At 48.4% G+C, this 715-nt stretch carries 1 pseudogene; it reads right to left on the minus strand.

The window, feature by feature from the left end:
• A pseudogene (locus R8O11_RS27635) lies at positions 1–715 on the minus strand (hypothetical protein); the annotation flags it as partial.

Genomic DNA, 715 nt, shown 5'->3' on the forward strand with positions numbered 1-715 from the left:
GATCTGCCGTTTCTACGAGTACAATCGCTTCGCCATGTGAGGTAAGGCCAGTAACAGGATCCGTCGAGGAATCAAGTTGATAGCTCACCACTCGATCAGAGCCTTCTGTTGTGGTGAATTTACCGTCAATAGAAACGACACCATCTTGAGCAGAACCAACGCCCGATAAATCGTCTTCATCAACCATAATGGCATCGACGTTTGTGATGGTCGGTTGGTCATCGACGATGGTCACTGGGATCACCGCGGAGCTGGTGTCACCATCAAAATCGGTCGCAATAATCGGGAAGTTCAGCGTTAAATCGTCACTACCATTGGCATGGTCGATTGGGCCTTCTAGCGTAAAGTTATAAGAACCATCTACGTTAACAATCAAGGTAAAGACGACGTTACCACCTGCGGTGGCTTGATAAGTAAAACTGCCGTCTGGGTTGGCCGTTTCAGTCATCGTTACCGCGACGCCTTGAGACATCAGCCCTGCAACCGGGTCGGCAGAAGAATCCAATTGATAACTAACGACACCATCAGAACCTTGCGTTGTTGCAAATTGGCCGTTGATAGAAAGTGCATCATTTTGGTCTGAGCCAATCCCCGTCAAGTCATCTTCATCAACTTGGATTGCATCCACATTCGTGATGACTGGTTTATCGTCGACGATAGTCACTGGGATGGTCGCAGAAGTGGTATCGCCATCAAAGTCAGTCGCAATCATTCG

It is taken from the genome of Vibrio sp. 1288 (genome assembly GCF_033344475.1).